We start from the raw sequence: 17,371 nt of genomic DNA on the forward strand, positions 1-17,371 counted from the left end.
GGCATCAGTAGGGACCATGCAAAGGTAATAACATCTGAATTAGAGCTTGCTGATGCATTTGAAGAAGTTGCAAATTCTGTTGATCCTGAATTTGCTGCACTCTGGATGAGGGATGAACTCAAGAGAGTAATTTACTACAACAAGATGAGCTTCAAAGAGAGTGAAATTACAGCATCACAAATAGTTGATCTACTCAAGATGTTGCAGAATAAGAAGATCACTGCCAAAGCTGGTAAGAGGATCATGGAGAAATTACCAAGAAACTCCCAGATGCCCAGTACCATCGCAGAAGAAATGGGTTTGACAGGTGTTGTTACAGAGGATCAGGTTGTCGATGCAATTAAACAGGTCGTAAAAGAAAACCCTGATGCTGTTTCAGATTACTTTGAAGGAAAGAAAAATGCAATAAATTTCTTGGTGGGGCAGGTTATGCGGCTCACGAGAGGTAAGGCAGATCCTACAGAGACCAACAAATTGTTAGAGGTAGAATTAAACTCAATGTGAACCATTCAATCAAAAGTGACCACTTGATCAGCAAGCCTTAATTTAGAAAACAGATTTTCTAAATTATGAAAATTTAAGGGATCATGATCAAACAGGGTCACAAGAAATTTTGTTTCATAATCATATGCAATGAAATAAATCCCATTAAATTTGTAACAGACAAAAAATCCACTGCCTACAAAATTTTTAGGGATTAAACCAATTTAAATTGAAAACAGAATTTCATCAATAAATTCTAGATAGGAGATTTTTAATGACGAGTTCAGCTCTTGTAAAAGATTACATGACTAAAGAAGTAATTACCGTGAATCCAGAAACTCCTAATGAAGAAGTTATAATGCTCATGAAGGGTACTGGTCACGACGGATTTCCAGTTAAAACAAATGGTGAAGTTATAGGTATGGTAACGGCCTTTGATCTTCTCCTTAAAGAATGGCTCCCTTTGGTTAAAGACATAATGTCCACTGATATAGTGGTGGCTGAAGAGGATATGTCAATAAATGATGCAGCAAGGGTCATGTTTAGAATGGGAATATCTCGACTGCCTGTTATAAATAAAAATTCTAAATTAGTGGGTATTTTAACAAACACAGATATTGTCAGGTCACACATAGAAAGATCAACTCCAATGAAAGTAGATTACTTCAAAAGGACCTTGGAACAACTATATGAAATTGACACCAAAGTTGTTCGTATGAAGGTTCCTATAGATAGGATCAGGCCAACACAGGACAAGATCTACGCAGACGAGCTTCAAGGTAGAACCTATGAAATAAAGAGGGGCCTTGCAGAACCCACAATAATAGCACACACTGGTGATAGATACATCTTGGTGGATGGTCATCACAGAACAGTTGCAGCGTTGAAGCTTGGATGTAAAGATATTGACTCCTACGTGATACAGTTGGACCATGACATACATCTTGGACTAGAAAAAACAGCTGATAAAAATGGTATTTTCTCTTTTAAAGACATTGAAGTCATAGATGATGCTCAACATCCCTTGATTGCAATAACAAGCAGCCTCAGAAAGGAGGCTAGAAAATGAAAAATAAAGATTCCATAATAAGAGAACTTTATCAAGTACTGGAAGAGAGGAGAGATAATCCCATAGATTCATACACCTCCAACATAATGAAGGATTCTGATAAGAAGGCAGAGGATAAAATACTCGAAAAGGTGGGTGAAGAATCTGCAGAACTCATAATCGCATCAAAGAACGATGAAAATTTGGTTTACGAAGCAACGGATCTCATATTTCATGCACTGCTTCTTCTGGTTTACAAGGGAGTTGAAATTGATGACATCTTCGATGAATTTGAAAGGAGAAGGGGTTAACAAAAATTCTCATGTTTGATGTTCTAATTTTGGTTTTCATGGTTAATGGTGAAACAAATGCTTTACAGGGAACTTGGTGTTACTGGTGAGAGATTATCTATCCTAGGTTTGGGATGTATGAGATTACCAGTTAAAAACGGAGATAGTGGACAAGTCGATATGGATCTTGCTGTTCCATTGATAAGAACAGCTATTGATAGTGGAATCAATTATCTGGACACAGGATATCCATATCACAACGGTCAAAGTGAGATTGCAATTTCTAAAGCAGTTAAGGATGGCTACAGGGAAAAGGTATTCATAGCAGATAAATTGCCCATATGGTTAGTTGAGAACAGGCAAGATATGGATAAATACCTTGATGAACAGTTAAAAAGGCTTGGTATTGAGTGTATTGATTTTTATCTTCTTCACACCGTTAAAGAGAGTTACTGGGAAAAAATGATCTCCAACGGTGTACTGGAATTTTTAGATGATGCCAAAGCATCTGGAAAAATAAAGTACACAGGATTTTCATATCATGGTGAACTGGAACTGTTCTTTGATGTTGTTGATTCCTACAACTGGGACATGTGCCAGGTTCAATACAACATTGTTGATCAGAATTATCAAGCAGGAAGGGAAGGCATTCGTTACGCAGCAGCCAATGGCGTAGGAGTAGTTGTAATGGAACCTCTCAGGGGAGGTACTTTGACTAAAAATGTTCCAGAGGAAGTTCAGGAAATATGGGACGAATCTAGGGTGAAAAGGAAGCCAGCTGAGTGGGCACTCAGATTTGTCTGGGATCTCGATGATGTAGATGTTGTGTTGAGTGGAATGAACACCTTGGAAGAACTTAAGCAGAACCTTGAAACTGCTGATCAAGGTTATCCCAACTCTTTAAGTTCTGAGGAAAAGGAGATCATCCGGGAAGTTAAGTCTGTTTACAGCCAGAGAAAACAGTATAACTGTACTCAGTGTGGATATTGTGTTCCATGCCCACAAGGAGTAGATATTCCTGCTAATCTTCTTCAGCTGAACAATGCCTACATGTTTCAAGACGAGGATAATGCTAAAATGAATTATTACATGGGTGTGAAAGAGGAAGAAAGAGCAGTTAACTGCACTGGTTGTGGAGAATGTGAAAAAATCTGCCCACAAATGGTTCCGATCCAAAAAGCACTGATGGATGTGCGCAAAAAATTTGAACAAAATTAATCCAACCAAATTCTTTTTTTTAAATTCTTTCGTATTAAACTGGAAATACACCTGAAAAAAGGGTGATATATAGATTGAAGATTTTAATTTCCATACCATTGGACATTACTAAAATTCATTTAGTTCACTAGTCCAAACTGAACTTCATAAACAATGGAAACTCATTAAACATCTAACCAGATTTAATGAGAAGTGGACATAAAATAAAGTGTCAGTGTACAATTCAATATAATTATAATGCACCGGTGTCTTAATGTCGAGAAGCTAATCTGAAAAAGATTATAAAAAAAAAATATTGAATTAAATGAGGTTATTCTCTGATGGTTTGGACGAACCTGTCCCTGATTTCTTCAGGTTCCATTGGTATCACTGGAACATCAGCATTTCCGGGTTCAACTTTAATATGTACAAAAACAGGGCCTTCAGAACTTAGAGCTTCACTGAAATCAAACTCAGAATTTAGATCGAACGAAAATACATTTTTAAATCCAATTGATCTTGCCACATCTCCCAGTTCAAAGCTTGAAGCATATGTACACTGTGACCCGGTTGATCCATAACATTCATTGTCTAGCACTACCCAAACCAGATTTTTTGGGCTTTGATTGTAAACTGTTACCATGCTACCCATATTCATGAGTACAGATCCATCTCCATCTATCACAACCACCCGTTTAGTTGTAGACATGGCCACTCCAAGACCAATTGAAGATGCAAGACCCATGGATCCCATCATGTAAAACTGATTTGGAGAGTCCTTCAGATGATGCAGTTCTCGGGATGGAAATCCTATGTTACAAACTACCAGTTCATCCGTCAGTTCATATGATAATTTTTCTATGGCATCTATCCTTTTCATAAAACATCACTACCAAAATTTAATATCTAAGAGTATGCCAACTGGGGCTCCGTCAGCTTCTGCCATATTCCAAGCTTCTGGAATAATATTCAAAGCTTCTTCAGGTTTTTTTGGATTGAAATACTTTATTTTTAGGGCATCTAACACCATGGGAGTTGCCTTACCCATGGGAATTTGAGCACCCATAAACTCTCCCTCGGTACCTCTGTGGCTCATTATCATGAGTACTGGAATTTTATAGAGTTCGAACAAAGATGCAAGTGCATTCACTGAATTTCCAAGGCCTGAATTTTGCATTAAAATTCCAGGCTTTTTCCCACCCATGAAGGCACCTGCACAGATTCCAAAACCCTCTTCTTCACGTGTCACAGGAACATGAATTATGGTTGGATCTTCTTCAACCATTCCCATCAACCTTCCTAGATTCACACATGGAAGTGAAACAATGAAATCTATACCTGCTTCTTTAATTGCATCGTAAACTGCTTGACTACTGTCCAAAAAAACACCTTAATTTTTTGTTTAATATTTAGGTTGAATACTAAGTTTTAACACCAAAATGATGTCAATAAATAAAATTTATGATAAATAATAAAAAAAATTATTTAGGATCCGCTTAAAATTTTCTCCAAATCAAAGGATAATTCATCGGATATATCTTTTATCTGACCCATTAAAGTTTCATCAATGGATATTCCATTTTCTTTGCGGTCTTTGATGTTTTTAACTTCCATATCTCCAGGAATAAAAACATTACCAGAATTTCTGATCTCTTCAACAAAGTCATCCACTTGTTCTTTGAAGTCTTCAAGATCAGAGAACTTAGATGGGTCAATTGCCATAACAAGATCACCCTTGGTACACATGACACCGGGATCTGCGGTTCCAGTAACCTGTTTACCAAAAGCAGCTCTCACAAGAGGGCCCGCTAAGATTTCTATCATAAATGAAAGTGCGTACCCTTTATGTGCACCAAATGGAAGTATAGAACCATTTAAAGCTTCTTCAGGATCGATGGTAGGATTTCCATCTGCATCTAATGCAACATTTTCAGGTATTTTCTCACCTTTACGCTTGGCTTCAAGTAATTTTCCCCTAGCAGATGCAGAAGTTGCCATATCAACAGAAACATAATTTTTATTGGAAGGAATTCCTATTGCCACAGGATTTGTGCCTATGATGGGTACTTTACCTCCAATAGGGGCAACTGCAGGTTCAGTGTTAGCTATAACCATCCCTATCATATCGTTCATTATCGCCATGTCAGAGTAGTAACCAGCAACACCAAAGTGATTAGAATCATGAACACCAACCATTCCTATCCCATTTTTCTTCGCCTTATTAATGGCAATTTCCATTGCAGTGTAGGTCACTACATGACCAAACTTATGATTCCCATTAATCAGAGCCATGGAATCAGTTTCATTTTCAATGGATAGTTCTGCTTCAGGATCTATTGTGCCTGCTTTGAGGCCTTTGATGTACTGTGGAAATCTTCCAATACCGTGTGATGAAAATCCCTTAAGATCAGCATCTACTGTAACATCTGCAACAATGGATGCATCCTCATCTGAAACTTTCATACATTTTAGGATACCTGTTATGATTGATCTTTCCTGTTCTGCTGTTATATTCATGAACGCACCTTCTATTCCTTTTATAATATGATTGTACCTTCCTTAAAGGTTTTGATTGTTACCTTATCATCTGGATCAGCTGTGACATGACCTATTTTGTAGGCTCGGTTATATTTTTCAATGAGTTCCATGGTTCGTGTTTCGTCCCCGGGTTTCACAATCACTACAAATCCTATACCCATGTTGAAAACACGATAAAGTTCTTCCACTGGAACTCCAAGTTCATACATCTCCAAGAAGATTGATTGAGGTTCAGGCAACGATGTGATATTGTAACCGACACCCTTTTTAAGCCTTTTTAGATTGGTGAATCCTCCTCCTGTAATGTGGGCGAGACCATGCACTTCCACATCTGTTTTTAAAAGTTCAATAACAGGATTCACGTAAATATTGGTGGGTTTAAGTAACTCTTCCCCAATTGTTGTTTCAGGATTATTTGGAAGTTTATCAGTCACCTTAAAATCATTTTCTTCGAAAAATATATTCCTTGCAAGGCTGAGTCCGTTACTGTGAATTCCACTACTCTCAATACCTATCAGCACATCTCCTTCAACCATCGAACTTCCGGTTACTATGCTGTCAGTGTCTACTATTCCTATTCCTGTACCTGCAAGATCGAAGTTCTTCACTATTTCCGGAAGGCTTGCTGTTTCCCCTCCAATCATAGCAACATTTGCGAGTTTACAACCTATCCTAAGTCCCTCTCCTATTTGTTCAGCAACTTCTGGATCTGGTTTTTCAACGGCCAAATAATCAACCATTGCAATTGGTTCTGCCCCTACACAGATGATGTCATTAACTACCATTGCAATACAGTCTATCCCCACTGTATCGTATTTTTCCATCATCTCTGCAACCAATATTTTGCTTCCCACACCGTCCGTACTCATTGCAATTGCTCTGTCACCAAGATTAACTAAAGCTGCAAAGTGTCCGGATTCTGTTATGACGTCTCTGTAATTGAGAGTTTCCTTCAGTTTTGAGATCAATGCCGAGACAGTCACCTCTTCAAGACTGATGTCCACTCCTGATTCTGAATAGGTTACCATGAAATTCACCAAAAATTTTTAAAACAACAATTATTTATGCATATTTACACTTGACAGTTTATAAAACTTATATCTAAATCAACTGCCAATGGGAGGATAAGTTCAGTTAGTATTACCTTCCTCCCGTTTAAATGAAAATGGTTCATAAAAATATAGAATTTAAATAAACCTATCTTTACTGGATCCTTACTGTTTCAAGGTTCATTGGAGTTTTTGTTTCTATTTTATAACTCCTGTAAATGCTGGATGCAAGATCAAGGGTTTTGTAATTATCCCCGTGGCAGAACAAGATCTTCTCTGGTTTAGGAGAAAGCCTTCTAACGTAATCCATGAGCTGCCTACGATCTGAATGTCCACTAAATCCTTCAATGGTTTTAATATGCATCTTTACATTGTAAACATTGGTTTTACCTTCTTCTTTGAGAGGAATTTCTTTCCAACCTTTCTGGAGCCTTCTTCCAAGGGATCCTTCTGCCTGATAACCAACAAACACCAGCGAATTCTTTTCGTCACCGCAAAGTTGTTTGAAGTATTCTACAGAGTTTCCTCCAGTCAACATACCTGATGTTGATAGTATGATTGCAGGTTCACCTTCAACAATTTCCTGTCTTTCATTTCCACCATTAACCTTGTGGAAGACATCTGAAATGAATGGGTTCCTACCCATATGGAATATTTGGTCCCTGAGATCCTTACTCAAGTACTCTGGTCTTGCAGTGTGTATGGCTGTTGCTTCCCAGATCATACCGTCTATGAACACAGGTACCTCTTCAATCATACCATGTCTTATGTATTCATCAAGAACGATCATAAGTTCTTGAGCCCTACCCACAGCAAATACGGGCATAAGAACTTTCCCGCCACGTTCTAGGGTTCGATAAATGGTTTTAACCAGTTCTTTTTCTGCATCGTTTCTGGATGGTTGCACATCATCATGACCACCATAGGTACTTTCCATAACAAGGGACTCTATACGTGGGAACTTTGAAACTGCAGGTTCTAAAAGTCTGCTTCGTTCGTATTTGAAATCTCCTGTGTAAACGAAGTTATGTTGACCATCACCAATGTGCATGTGGGTTATTGCAGAACCAAGGATATGACCTGCATTATGGAGGGTTAAGCGTATGTCTGGAGCAATATCAGTAACCTCACCATAATCAAGGGTAATTGTATGTTTAATACTCTTTTTAACGTGTTTAATATTGAATGGAAGTGGGTTATCTTCTCTGTGTGCAATATCAATATGATCTAACTGTAAAAGTGTCATTAAATCTCTTGTAGGTGTTGTACAGTACACCGGACCTTCGTATCCGTAGTGGTACAGGTAGGGTAAAAATCCTGAATGATCCAAGTGAGCATGGGAAATTATAACTGCATCAAGATCGTCAAGCACAAATTCCGGAACATTGAGGTAAGGATAAGAGCTTTTATCATCTGATCCAGCCACGTTCACTCCACAGTCAAGCATGATCTTACTGTTGCTTGTCTGCAGGAACAGTGAAGATCTTCCAACCTCTCTAAATCCTCCAAGGGAAGTTAAACGAGTCCATTCGTTTTCACTTGGTAATTCTCTGTGAATTCTGTTTCCCAGAGTTTGTAGGATTTTTTTACGTTCTTTGCTGTTTTTCCTCAGTGTTCTCCTGACTCTTTGAATTACTTCAGAAGTAATTGGAGGTGTTCTAAGAATCTTTGGAGACCAACCTGTTTTTTTTATAATTTCTCTTGAAGTTGAACCGTACTTACCTATTACAAGTCCGGGTTTCCTGGCTTCTATTATCACTTCGCATGTGACTTCGTCGAAGGAAACATTGGTAATTTTGGCTTCTTCAGGGACAATTTCATGTATTCTGTCGATGGTTTTTTCAGGTTCTGTAAGGACAGATTTATCTGATCGTATGATGATCCTTTTCCTGATATCCTTTGCCAGATCCCTTATTAAATCCCCGTTTTCTGTAATAATTTCCGGGTTTTTGGTGTATATAACCACCTCAGGCCCTTCAAATTCCACCTTTGCCACTTGTACTCTGCTAGGTAATCTTTGTACTATTGTATTTTTAATTTCTTGAATCTCTGATCCCATAAAATCACGTCTAAAAAAATAAGAAAATTAATTGAATCACATTCTAAGCCGATGTGATTCTTTAAGCTTTATTTAAAATGTACTGGTGTAGTTAGATTTAAAACTAGTTTAATTCTTCGATTTTTTTGGCTACCTCATCGTCGGGTAGTATTTTAAATCCTTCTTCCTTAGTTATAGTTGCCACCTTAATTCCATTACCAGAATAGGTATCTCTTTCCATAGCAGCTTTTATTGCCCTAATTACAACTGATGTACCCTCTTCAATGTCCATCTCTTGGTTGTAACGGTCTTCAAGAACACCGTAAGCTACTGGCGAACCTGATCCAGTGGAAATCATGAGATCTTTAATTACTCCTCCACTCGGATCTAATGAGAACAGAGCAGGTCCCTTCTCATCCACTCCTCCGAGGAGGGTTTGGACGTAGTAAGGATAAAATCTGGATGCATGAAGTATGTTTGAGGTCATGTTTGCAGCTGCTTCCACACTCATGGGAGCACCATTCCTTAGCCTGTAAAGGGCTACTTCTGCACTAATATATCCCATAAGTTTTTGGGCGTCTGATACTGATCCGGCTATTGTAGCTCCGATATGATCATCAATTTTAAATATCTTGTCTGCAACCTTGTGGGCAATTAAATTACCCATTGAAGCTCTCCTTTCTGTTGCAAACACAATTCCGTCTTTGCAAGTTACACCAACAGTTGTAGTGCCTTTTAATCGATCTTTATCGTTCATGAAATACACCTCTAAAAAAACACGATAAATAAAAATAGTTTTTAAATAATTTTCAAAGTTAATTTCTAGGTCTTATATGTTAAATTCATTCTATATAAATTATTGCTTCAAACTCCAGTTTTTTACACAACTTAAATAATTCAATGCAATGTTTGAAATAATTCTAAATAAAACAACTCAAGAATTTTAAGCCCTCTAATATGCTTTTTTTAGTGGAAGATACTTATAAATCTTTCTTAAAAAAAGCATGGAAAAAGAAGTGTATCTGATGTTTTTAGAAGGATTAATCAATATATTCTAACTAAAAATAAAAAAGGAATAATATTAAGTTATTAATATATCTAACTTGTCCTGTTTGGCACCTTCTTTAATTTCCCTGGCAATTCTACGCCCCATACTCATAAATTCTCCGAATAGGAGGTAACTGTACGCAGAACTGTCCATGAAGGTGTTAGATCCGCCGTCAATCCTGGCACTCATTTCAAACACTATTATTTCCAGATCATCGGTACATAATGTTTGCAGGCAGAAAGGTCCGCTCATTCCTGGTGAAACTAGTTTTTTAGCTCCTTCAACCAGATTATCGCCTATTTCAAACACTTGCGGAAGAAGAGATTCCCTCATGACCACTGGATGATTTCCAGTAATAACGTAGGAAGGATCCAACGAAACATCCAACTGATCCTTGGCAGGAATTCTTGTTAATCCATCGATATTAGATTCGTAACGGCTGTCCATTCCAAGAACTTCAACTTCATTGTTTAGGGGACTGTAGAAGTAGTGAACACAGTAATTACATCCTGAAACATATTCTTCTATGTGGGCATTTTCTACATCTTCTTCTCCAATCCAGTTTCTTTCAAGCATGGAATCTATCTTTTGATGGAATTCTTCAGGTGTAGATGCTACAAAATAGCCCCTACCTCCCCGGGCACCTGGGAATTTGACCATTACAGTCCTGTCTATTTTTGATGGATCCTCAAATTTCAAGGGAATCCTTATGTCAGATTCTATCATCAGTTCCCTCTCAAGATCCCTCTCTGCTTCCCACCTTAAAATATCCCTATTTCCAAACATAGGAACTTTAAAATCATTTTCAATACGATCTAAACCGGCATAAGCAACAAAAGAACCATGTGGCACAACAATACTGTTCATTGCCCTTAATTTTTCCTGCACATCTTCGTTCACTATGTCACTAAATTTATCAACTATGATGTACTCATCAGCCACTTTAAAACGTTTATAAGGAACTTCACGCCCTTTTTCACAAACAACAGCGGTTCTAAAACCTTCTTCTTTTGCTCCCTTCAATATGTGGAGTGATGTGTGACTACCTAACGTTGCAATAGTGATGTCTTCCTTGTCATACCCCTTTAATATTTCGAGAATTTCGTTTCTGTTAACTTTCACCATAAAATCTCTCCTTAATCATTCAAATTTATCAGTCATAATCATTTGAATAACGTTGGTTGGTTGGGGTAATTATCTTTTTTGTCTTCAAGATGGATCCAACGATCTGAAAATATTTAAACTTCCAAATATGAGGTAGTAAGTATGAAGGGGAAGGTCATTGGAGACATACTGGTTGTAAAGGATGATGTAGAAGATGTTGAAAATCTTCTTAAAACACCGGGTGTCAATAGAATAGTCAAGTTAGGACGTATAAGTGGTTTGAAAAGGGAACCCGATGTAGAAGTAATTATTGGGGAAGGAACTGAAACTGTTCACCGGGAAAATAAATGTGGATTTAAGTTGGATGTTTCGAAGATCATGTGGTCCAAGGGCAACACCACAGAAAGAAAAAGAATGTCACTTCTTCCTGAAGATGGGGAGATAATAGTGGATATGTTTGCAGGAATTGGTTACTTTTCAATTCCAATGGCAGTACATTCCAACCCAAAACAGATATATTCCTTGGAAATAAATCCTGTCTCCCATGGTTATCTCTGTGAAAACATCAAGATAAACAAGGTTGATGGAGTGGTGAAGCCAATACTTGGGAACTGCAGGGAAGTGGCACCTAAAGCTGTGGCAGATCGAGTTTTGATGGGTTACATTGGAAACACCCATGAATATCTAGATGTTGCAATGGATGTATTGAAAAAGGGAGGAACACTACACTACCATGAATCTGTGCCAGACAACATCAAATTTAAACGACCTGTTGAACGCATAATTGCAGCTGCAAAAACTGCTGGAAGGGGAGATGTAGAAATTTTAAATGCCAGAATTATTAAACCGTACTCGCCCGGTGTTTATCATGTTGTTGTAGATGCGAAAATTGATTGAACTGGTCTAGGACACCATCTATTTCAATGAATTGAATTTGGCATAAATTTCTTTTCTCTAAATTTTTAAATATATCGGACAACAAAATTATCAAATACAAAACTAGATTTCTTTATAATATTTCTAGGAGTAAAATGGGTTAAATAAGATTGATGCTCATGCTTGATATTTAAATTTATTTTAGACCATTTTCGATTGGTATGTAACTACAATGGATGGGAAAATGAGTTGATTTCATATTTTTGAGTGGGAAAAATGAACAAAAAGAATTTACTCATAGTTGAGGATGAAGGAGTAACAGCTCTTGAAATTCAAAACAAAGTTGAAGAATGGGGTTATTCTGTGGTGGGCGTACTATCTTCTGGAGAAGAAGCAATAACGGTTGCACTGGACAAACGCCCGGACTTAATATTAATGGATGTTGTTCTTAAAGAAAAGGTAAATGGGATTGAAGCGGCAAATATCATAAAAAATAGTTATGATGTTCCGATCATTTATTTAACTGCATACGATGACGAAAAAACCATTGAAGAGGCCAAGATAACATTTCCTCAAGCATACCTTCTCAAACCATTCAATGACCAAGAACTCAAACTAACCATTGAAATAGCACTCTACAAACACCAAATGGAGGCCAGATTAAAACGAAGTGAAGAAACGTATCGTACCCTGGCAGAAAATGCTGAAGATATAATATTTATCATCAGCCTTGAGGACAGGGTGGATTACGTTAACAAATTCGCTGCCAACATATTAGGATTTGAACCCGAGGATATTGTGGGGAAATTAAGACAAAACTTGTTTCCAATGGACATATCTGAAAAACAGAGGAAAAGTATTGATAAGGCCATAGAAACACAATCTCCAGTAAGATCTGAGATTAAGATGGCACTACCCAAGGGTGAGATGTGGCTTGACACCAAAATTATCCCTTTGAAGGATAAAAATGACAAAATATTTGCGGTCATGGGTATTTCAAGGGATGTTACTACCCAGAAAAATACTGAAGCTGCTCTTAGGTCGTCTTTAAATGAAAAAGTGGTACTTTTAAAAGAGATTCACCATAGGGTTAAAAACAACATGCAGATCATTTCAAGCTTAATTAACCTTCAATCGGATTATGCGACTGACGAGTCTACCATAAAAATGTTTGAGGATAGTAAACACAGAATACGCACAATGGCGCTCATCCATGAAAAACTCTACATGTCTGAGGATATATCTTTGATAAACTTTTCAAAGTACATAAAAAGCCTTACAACTAAACTTCTAGAATTTTACAGTTTAAAATCAAGATTGATCACTCTTAAAGTAATATCCGACGACATTACCATGGACATTGATTCTGCAATTCCATGCGGGCTGTTAATCAACGAACTACTATCTAATTCGATTAAATATGCTTTTCCAGATGGTAGAGAAGGGAATATTGTTATTAAAATGCATATAAATGATGGATACTATGTTTTAAGTGTTGAAGATGATGGAGTTGGGTTCCCTGAAGAAATTGATTTTATGAATCCCAATACTTTGGGGCTTCAAATAGTCCAAACCCTGGCACAACAGCTTGATGGTAACATTGAACTCGAAACTAATGGATTCACAAGGTTCAAGATCAGTTTCAAAGTAGAAAACAGTTAACTGTGGCCCATGCCTTCAATCTTTTTAAGTATTCTGGAGTCAAGAAACTCTTCGTTGATATAATCTGGATATACAGGCAGCCTTTCTTTGAGTTTAAACCCTAATTCTTCCGTTAATTTTTTAAGTTCATCTACTTCTGGCCATGGTGCCTCTGGATTAACAAAATCAGGAGTTACTGGTGAAACACCACCCCAGTCATCTGCACCTGCAATCAGAAATATTGGGGAGTGCTGATTGTTGAGGTTTGGAGGAACCTGAACACTCACATCTGGAAACATTAACTTGGTTACAGTTACCATTTTTATCATTTCTATCAATGTTGGTTCGCCATGATTTTCCATGGGAATTCCATGTTTAGGTTTGAAATTTTGGATTATTATCTCCTGGATATGCCCATATTTATTTTGCAGACGCCTTAATTCAAGGAGAGATTCTGCCCTATCCTCAATGGTTTCACCAATACCTATTAAAAGTCCTGTGGTAAAGGGTATCTTCAATTTACCCGCATTTTCGATGGATTTTATTCGGAGTTTCGGTTGTTTTCCCGGACTTTGTTCATGAACAACTGTATTCATTAGTTTTTGACTGGTGGTTTCTAGCATCAGTCCCATGGAGGCATTAACTTCCCGTAACTGTTTAAGTTCTCCCTTGCTCAGTACTCCGGGATTGCTGTGTGGTAGAAGACCTGTTTTTTTTAGGGCTTCATCACACATGTGGTGAAGATAGTCCACAATATTATTAAAACCAAGTGCTTCCAGTTCATTCATCACTACAGCTTCGCTGTCTGCTTGTTCTCCAAATGCAAACAATGCCTCCCTGCAATTAAAACTATCTGCGGTTTTTAATTGTTTCATTATTGAGTCGGGTTTCATGAGGATGGTTGCATCCTTAGAATCAGGATCCCTACGAAATGTACAGTACCCACAGATATTTCTGCAAATATCTGTTATTGGGAGGAATACATTTTTAGAAAAAGTGATTTCGTTGGAGTTCCTATGGGAATTTGCAGCTTCCAAATTTGCTATTAAACTCTTATAATCTCCAGTTAAAAGGGATTCAACTTCAGATTTAGCTAATAACTTCATGGTAACACTTAAAAAGAAAAATTATTTTGAGGTCAAACTCATGCTTCAGCGTTTGATACTACTAGTTCAACAAAGAGAGGACCCATACCACTTTTATCCTTCCATAAAACTAAAAATACGGCTAATTTGCCTATTATGCCTAAAGAATATTCTGTATGACAATTCATTGATTCGAATGATTCTTTAAGACGGTAGATTCCATAGACATCAGTTTCTCCGGGGATTTCCACGGTGGACCGTATATTTTCATCCATTATTCCAATAATATCAGTGGCTTCCTCTGAAAACACATCGATGGTCCTTGCACCAAGCCCCTTCATTGTCCCCGATATGATGGAGGACAGTTCTTCTGGATCGATCCTTTTTCTTGACATTCCCCTAACAATCAAGATTTGAGGAGTATCGATGGCAGGTTTAGATCCATGGAAAGCCTCTAATTCATTCATTACTTTTCCTGCAATTTCATGAGTGGGCATCAATGTCAGCAGCCTCCGTATTGTTGATTTCCCTTTTCAATTCTCCCATGGTAGCTACTTTTTCTGCAAAGGCATTGTGTCTGTGAATACTTTCTTCATTTGTCTGTCTTACAGTTACCAATGCATCATCTGGAAGATGTGAATATTCATTTGCAATGCTTTGAACCATGTTCCTGACGCAGTCCTCAACAAACATTGGATGTTTGTGTGCATGAACAACTACAGCATTTTCATCACTTCTTTTAAGCAGTTCACAAACAGGTGAGCTCATGGAATCTTCAATGATCCTTATTAGGTCTTCAGCCCGAATAACATAATTTTCTGGAACTTCCATCATTATCATACCACGACCCCTTTGGTTGTGGGAAGCAAAGGAAACAGTTTCAAGCACTTTTTCAGTTGTTTCTTCGTCTAAAAACTTTAAAAGTTCTTGTTTTGAAGATTCTTTGGTAGATTCCTGAGCACATGGGCAAACAGTCATCCCAACAACTTCTGCTCCGATCATTTTTCTGATGACTATTCCATCTTCATTGCGCACACCAATTGCATCTGCCATGATGTTGGTCATTTCTTGAGTTTTTATCTGTGTGACTGGTGATTTTTTCATTATCATGTAGTCACTCTTCATACTCACCTCAACCCTCTTGGCATACTTGTGTTTTTTAAGTAAGCAACTGGCAATTTTTGCACACAGTGATTCAATTTCTAGTGTAGTGCCTTCAAGTGCCTGTTCTAAAACCTCACTAATGGCTTCAGGATTTCTTGACATGTGGATCCCCTTTTGGGTACTTGGAAGATCAACGAAGGCATTGAAGGTAGGTAATAGAACTATGGGTCTTTTTTCCTCTCTTTCAATTTTTAAAAGTTTTTTAACGCCTTTAACTCCCACTCTAGTTAAATGCACTGGAATGGTAGGTATTTTGTCCTGGGTATCAGGGAAACATTTGTCCACTTTTTTCACCCCTAAATCTAGATTTCAACATTTAATGAAAACAATTAACTAAATAATTGAAGACAGTTAATTAATAATTTTCTATATTTTTTTCATCACTCACATTTTCTAAGCTAATGATAAGAGTGGCTTGATCTATATTAACCTTAGTTTTATTTAAGAATTTAAAATTTTAAACTATTCCTCAGTGTAAGAGTAGGGTTTATGACATGATGGAAATGAATTCTTCGACTGTTATGTCCTTTAAATTTTCTACAACAACAATTTTTGCGTTGTACATTTCTTTAGCACGTTTAGATAGTAATTCACCAGATTTATCTGATTCAACAAGCACAACCATATTTTCCAACTGGAACTGTTCCATTTTTCGTTCTATATCATTTTTTACGTGCTGAATTTTTTTGGCTATGGGTCCCAAGGCAGATTCTGGCATTTTAGGGTTTAAAATTTGCATATCTTCAGGAACCAGCGGCACTCCTGCCACTACAATTTTCTGAGTGTCGATACCAAATTTGGAAATGGTTTTTTTGAAATTATTTTTAGTTGTTAAAATTAAATAATCTTTAAAATTTTCCTTAACATCTTCTTCAGGAGCTGTCTTGTCAATTACACCAAAATCTGAGAGTATGACATCAATATCTTTTCTTGAAGCCAAAATTTTTGATATAAATTTGGTGGCATCTTCAGAATCAAGTTTGTGTATGGGTCTGCTTGAGTAAATAAATTCTTCTGCTTCCAACAAGTTGTTTATCACAGATTCATAGATATCCACGTTTATAAATCCGGGTTTAGCATTTTTTAATTCTTTATTTTTAGTTTTATTTTTAGCCGCAGACTTTAGAAGATTTTCAGCCTGTTTAATCCTGAAATTTTCCATATCATCACCTCAAACTTGTTGAACGCCCGAAATATTTGTATTTTATCAAGCAGCATCACAATTTCGTTTTTAATTTGAATTCTATTAAAGCATTTTGCTTGATCCAAGGTCTTCCTTTAAAATGTTCAGGACTGTTTGGGTGTATGTTCGCTGTACATCTGGTTCTTGTAGCAGATTTTTCACAAATTCATCCAGTTCTGTTGTGTCTTTGAATCTTGCAACTATCAATGCATCGAATTCCCCTGTAACATCGTACATACAGAGTACGTTTTTATGGTAGGATGTTTTGTCTTCCCAATTTTTGAGGACGCCTCCCTTAACCCTAACACCTATGATTGTTGTGAAGTTGTATCCGAGTTTACTGTGATCGATCACAGGAGCAAATTTTTTAATTACTCCGGACTTAACCAGTTTTTCTATTCTGTTATGAACTGTACCAATAGAAATGTCAAGTTTGCGAGATATTTTTCTGTAGGACATTCTTCCGTCTTCGTTGAAGAGATTAAGAATTTTTTTATCTGTTTCATCGATCTTGACTATTTGGTTTTCATCGTTATTTTTCATAATTTCACCATTATTGAACATTGTATATAATTAACAGCATTATCTTATATATTATTATATTAATATGCATATTTTATTCTGCAA

Annotated in this window: 18 protein-coding genes (1 of these 18 only partly in view); 6 read left to right on the forward strand and 12 right to left on the reverse strand. The window is 37.0% G+C overall.

Annotation, left to right across the window (positions count from 1 at the left end):
* From gatB to METBO_RS01630, 4 genes are all read left to right on the forward strand, one after another.
* Positions 1-504, forward strand: partial view of an Asp-tRNA(Asn)/Glu-tRNA(Gln) amidotransferase subunit GatB gene (gene gatB / locus METBO_RS01615; RefSeq protein ID WP_013643917.1) — the final stretch only. It extends 855 nt beyond the left edge of the window; 504 of the gene's 1,359 nt are visible here — the last part of the coding sequence; its start codon lies beyond the left edge, outside the window; it ends in the stop codon at positions 502-504.
* Between the two features lie 253 nt (positions 505-757).
* A complete protein-coding gene (locus METBO_RS01620; protein WP_013643918.1) occupies positions 758-1,552 on the forward strand; it encodes a CBS domain-containing ParB/RepB/Spo0J family partition protein in 795 nt (264 codons plus the stop codon).
* Complete coding sequence (gene hisE, locus METBO_RS01625; RefSeq protein ID WP_013643919.1) at positions 1,549-1,842, forward strand: phosphoribosyl-ATP diphosphatase; 294 nt, start codon at positions 1,549-1,551, stop codon at positions 1,840-1,842. The genes METBO_RS01620 and hisE overlap by 4 nt, the downstream gene beginning before the upstream one ends.
* Before the next feature lie 57 nt (positions 1,843-1,899).
* Positions 1,900-3,039: an aldo/keto reductase gene (locus METBO_RS01630; RefSeq protein ID WP_048186309.1), complete on the forward strand. Its 1,140-nt coding sequence runs from the start codon at positions 1,900-1,902 to the stop codon at positions 3,037-3,039.
* 310 nt (positions 3,040-3,349) lie between these two features.
* Here METBO_RS01630 and comE read toward each other — a convergent pair whose 3' ends face one another.
* The 7 genes from comE to METBO_RS01665 all read right to left on the reverse strand — a co-directional run bounded on the left by comE (position 3,350) and on the right by METBO_RS01665 (position 10,816).
* On the reverse strand, positions 3,350-3,898 hold the full coding sequence (gene comE, locus METBO_RS01635) for a sulfopyruvate decarboxylase subunit beta (protein ID WP_013643921.1): 549 nt from the start codon (positions 3,896-3,898) through the stop codon (positions 3,350-3,352).
* Between the two features lie 9 nt (positions 3,899-3,907).
* The gene (gene comD, locus METBO_RS01640; RefSeq protein ID WP_013643922.1) at positions 3,908-4,399 is read right to left on the reverse strand and encodes a sulfopyruvate decarboxylase subunit alpha; all 492 of its coding nucleotides are present in this window, start codon (positions 4,397-4,399) and stop codon (positions 3,908-3,910) included.
* Positions 4,400-4,503: 104 nt separating this feature from the next.
* Entirely contained in the window at positions 4,504-5,535 is a 1,032-nt protein-coding gene (gene comC / locus METBO_RS01645; RefSeq protein WP_013643923.1) for an L-sulfolactate dehydrogenase, read from the reverse strand.
* A 20-nt stretch (positions 5,536-5,555) separates the two neighbouring features.
* Positions 5,556-6,584, reverse strand: a complete 1,029-nt coding sequence (gene purM, locus METBO_RS01650; RefSeq protein ID WP_013643924.1) for a phosphoribosylformylglycinamidine cyclo-ligase — start codon at positions 6,582-6,584, stop codon at positions 5,556-5,558.
* 175 nt (positions 6,585-6,759) lie between these two features.
* On the reverse strand, positions 6,760-8,664 hold the full coding sequence (locus METBO_RS01655) for a beta-CASP ribonuclease aCPSF1 (protein WP_013643925.1): 1,905 nt from the start codon (positions 8,662-8,664) through the stop codon (positions 6,760-6,762).
* A gap of 103 nt (positions 8,665-8,767) precedes the next feature.
* Positions 8,768-9,400 carry an archaeal proteasome endopeptidase complex subunit beta gene (gene psmB / locus METBO_RS01660; protein ID WP_013643926.1) on the reverse strand — a complete coding sequence of 211 codons (633 nt, stop codon included), beginning with the start codon at positions 9,398-9,400 and terminating at the stop codon, positions 8,768-8,770.
* Between the two features lie 324 nt (positions 9,401-9,724).
* Positions 9,725-10,816: a formate--phosphoribosylaminoimidazolecarboxamide ligase gene (locus METBO_RS01665; protein ID WP_013643927.1), complete on the reverse strand. Its 1,092-nt coding sequence runs from the start codon at positions 10,814-10,816 to the stop codon at positions 9,725-9,727.
* Between the two features lie 141 nt (positions 10,817-10,957).
* Here METBO_RS01665 and METBO_RS01670 point away from each other — a divergent pair, with 141 nt between their 5' ends.
* Together METBO_RS01670 and METBO_RS01675 are read left to right on the forward strand one after the other, a co-directional pair.
* Positions 10,958-11,692, forward strand: coding sequence for a class I SAM-dependent methyltransferase (locus tag METBO_RS01670; RefSeq protein ID WP_013643928.1), 735 nt, complete (start codon positions 10,958-10,960; stop codon positions 11,690-11,692).
* Positions 11,693-11,947: 255 nt separating this feature from the next.
* The gene (locus tag METBO_RS01675; RefSeq protein WP_013643929.1) at positions 11,948-13,333 is read left to right on the forward strand and encodes a sensor histidine kinase; all 1,386 of its coding nucleotides are present in this window, start codon (positions 11,948-11,950) and stop codon (positions 13,331-13,333) included.
* Here METBO_RS01675 and cofG read toward each other — a convergent pair.
* The 5 genes from cofG to METBO_RS01700 form a co-directional block, all read right to left on the reverse strand.
* Positions 13,330-14,418 carry a 7,8-didemethyl-8-hydroxy-5-deazariboflavin synthase subunit CofG gene (gene cofG / locus METBO_RS01680; RefSeq protein ID WP_013643930.1) on the reverse strand — a complete coding sequence of 363 codons (1,089 nt, stop codon included), beginning with the start codon at positions 14,416-14,418 and terminating at the stop codon, positions 13,330-13,332. The two genes, METBO_RS01675 and cofG, sit on opposite strands and share 4 nt — an antisense overlap.
* 38 nt (positions 14,419-14,456) lie before the next feature.
* Positions 14,457-14,894 (reverse strand): DUF2120 domain-containing protein, encoded by a 438-nt coding sequence (locus tag METBO_RS01685; protein WP_013643931.1) that lies wholly within the window; start codon positions 14,892-14,894, stop codon positions 14,457-14,459.
* Entirely contained in the window at positions 14,881-15,846 is a 966-nt protein-coding gene (gene mptA / locus METBO_RS01690) for a GTP cyclohydrolase MptA (RefSeq protein WP_013643932.1), read from the reverse strand. Before mptA ends, METBO_RS01685 begins: the two co-directional genes overlap by 14 nt.
* A 202-nt stretch (positions 15,847-16,048) precedes the next feature.
* Positions 16,049-16,723, reverse strand: a complete 675-nt coding sequence (locus METBO_RS01695; protein ID WP_013643933.1) for a DUF2100 domain-containing protein — start codon at positions 16,721-16,723, stop codon at positions 16,049-16,051.
* Positions 16,724-16,807: 84 nt separating this feature from the next.
* Positions 16,808-17,287, reverse strand: coding sequence for an Lrp/AsnC family transcriptional regulator (locus METBO_RS01700; RefSeq protein ID WP_048186310.1), 480 nt, complete (start codon positions 17,285-17,287; stop codon positions 16,808-16,810).
* Between the last annotated feature and the right edge of the window lie 84 nt (positions 17,288-17,371).

The sequence above is a fragment of the Methanobacterium lacus genome (genome assembly GCF_000191585.1).
GTDB classification, from domain to species: domain Archaea; phylum Methanobacteriota; class Methanobacteria; order Methanobacteriales; family Methanobacteriaceae; genus Methanobacterium_B; species Methanobacterium_B lacus.